The sequence below is a fragment of the candidate division KSB1 bacterium genome, from assembly GCA_022562085.1.
GTDB lineage: Bacteria > Zhuqueibacterota > Zhuqueibacteria > Oceanimicrobiales > Oceanimicrobiaceae > Oceanimicrobium.
This window is the reverse complement of record JADFPY010000488.1, coordinates 1-2,171: the sequence shown is the minus strand read 5'-3', so window position 1 is coordinate 2,171 and position 2,171 is coordinate 1. Positions and strand designations below refer to the sequence as shown.

Genomic DNA, 2,171 nt, shown 5'->3' with positions numbered 1-2,171 from the left:
ACTCACTTGCAGTGGTAATACAATCTTCCTTACTAAGATTCAGACGTTCGGATTCAGCTAAAAAATTTTCGCAGAATTCAGATCCAAACTCCTCTCGTCCGGTCGACTTGGGAGGTTGCTTTTTAAAATAAGGATGTTTTAGTGTGAGATCTAGTAACTTTTCAGAGATCCGGCCAGAAGACGCTATTTCGCCATTCTTATCGAACGGGCTTGAAAAGAGCTCGTTCATTAAAAAGTCAATCACCATATTGCCAGGACCGGTATCAAATGCAATAACGTCACTTAAAGAACATCCGTTCTTAAGTATGGTGAAATTCGCAATGCCGCCAATGTTCAAAAGCGCACGGCTTTTTTCTAAAGAACGAAATAGCGTGAAGTCTAGATATGGAACCAAAGGTGCCCCTTGACCTCCCAGGGCCATATCCGCGGGTCTGAAGTCTGCTACAGTCAAAATCCCCGCCCTCTTTGCAATAACGGAGGGCTCGCCCAATTGTAAGGTCGACGTAATAGTGTAATCAAACACCTTCTCCGGTTTAGGGAGATGATGCACGGTTTGCCCATGCGAGCCGATAAAATCAACTTCACCTGAATTGACTCCTGCTTTATTAAGAAGGGCTTTAACAGCGTCTGCAAATATTTCTCCCAAAACGACGTTATATCGACAAATTTCATTTACGGTACCCTTGTCCGGCGTTGATATTTCTAAAAGTTTTTCTTTTAAACCCGTTGGATAGGGAAAGGTGATAAATTCAATTAGCCTGGCTTTTGTTTCTAAGCCGCTATTCTTTATTCTCACTAAAGCTGCGTCAACCCCATCCAGAGATGTGCCGGAAATAAGGCCGATGCCTAACTTTTCGGGTTTTGAAATAATTTTTTGAAGTCGATTCATTTTGCGGCATCTACAAATTCTTCTATCGTATATCCGGCGCGTGCTATCAAACTTCGCAGAGTACCTCGTGCAACTGTGTGTGTTGCGGAATCGAGAGTGTTGCAATGTGGCCTTCCTTAGTCATTATTATGTGACTGCCTCTTTGTCGAACTACGCGCCAGCCCAGTTTTTCAAATGCTTTTACTACCTTGCGAGGAGGAAGAAGTGGTACTGGAGGCATTAAACGAGAACCTCTACTTCACGAGTTTTGACAGTTAAAGGTAGCCCTTGCTCAGCACGCACCTCTAAACACTCTTTGATTGCTTCCTGAATATTTTTCAAGGCCTCTGCCTCGGTTTGTCCCTGACTAATGCACCCAGGAATTGATGGGCACTCCACGATGTAAACACCATCTTCATCTTGATTAACTGTAATCATAAATTTCATTTTAATACCTCATAAAAAATTAGGTTCTTCCTGTCTCAGATGCGGCGGCAGAAACTTGAGCGCGACGAACCTGTCGAGTTTAGTATCCTCTGCTTTGTAGACAACGCCCATGCCGCCTTCGCCGAGCTTTTCAATGATTTTATAGTGAGATATGGTTTTGCCAATCATTTCATTCCCATTCACCGCGCTGCAGCTCACCGTAAACATTCCCCAGAACATCCCAAACCTTCTGCGGATTATCGCTGCGGTTATAAGACATATAAGCATTCCCATAATAACTCCAGGCAGCAAGATTGCGAATACCCTCAGCATAAGCAACCGCAATCGCCTCTTTTAATTCCTCTTCCCGGCCCGCTGGAATTTTATAGGCCTGAATCCAAATTTGCCCTTCCTTATTATACTGTTCACAAAGTTCATGAACCTCACGAGAAAACCGGCCGACATATTCCTGCAGGTTTTCATTGAAAAAAACCCAGTAGGGATCGGTACCAAAAATATCGAGACTGTCAATCGCCACAACTTTTGACCAATCGGAAAGGCCGATACTATCTTCTTTAAAAGGCAAGAGACACACGGCGTTCTTCATGCCCAGGTTTCTTGTTTGCTGACACAACTCTTGCAAAAACTCGACAACACACCCCTCACGAAACTCGATGATCTCTTCCCGCCGGGCTTCAAAGATATCTTTTCCAAACTGGTTTTTGAATTTTAAACTGCAACTGCCACATTTACAGTACCAGATATCATATTTGCCTTTTTCCTTTAAATCAATGAAAAAGTGCGGCTCGTCCCAAAATAGAACATCCGCGCCAATCTCTGCGGCATCTTCGATCCACTGGTAGATAAATTCTCGAAA

General features: G+C 43.6%; 4 protein-coding genes and 1 pseudogene. All 5 read right to left on the bottom strand.

The features are described 5' to 3' along the window. Positions 1 to 889, bottom strand: an 889-nt coding sequence (locus IH879_22620) for an anhydro-N-acetylmuramic acid kinase (protein MCH7677722.1), incomplete at its 3' end; no start/stop codon positions are given. Then, positions 886 to 1,109 (bottom strand): annotated as a pseudogene (locus IH879_22615) (type II toxin-antitoxin system HicA family toxin). The gene IH879_22620 and the pseudogene IH879_22615, both read right to left, overlap by 4 nt. Continuing rightward, complete coding sequence (locus IH879_22610) at positions 1,109 to 1,315, bottom strand: type II toxin-antitoxin system HicB family antitoxin (protein MCH7677721.1); 207 nt, start codon at positions 1,313 to 1,315, stop codon at positions 1,109 to 1,111. The pseudogene IH879_22615 and the gene IH879_22610 overlap by 1 nt, the downstream one beginning before the upstream one ends. 9 nt (positions 1,316 to 1,324) lie before the next feature. Next, complete coding sequence (locus tag IH879_22605) at positions 1,325 to 1,483, bottom strand: hypothetical protein (GenBank protein ID MCH7677720.1); 159 nt, start codon at positions 1,481 to 1,483, stop codon at positions 1,325 to 1,327. A 1-nt stretch (position 1,484) separates the two neighbouring features. Next, a partial coding sequence (locus IH879_22600; GenBank protein MCH7677719.1) for a hypothetical protein occupies positions 1,485 to 2,171 on the bottom strand: 687 nt, incomplete at its 5' end.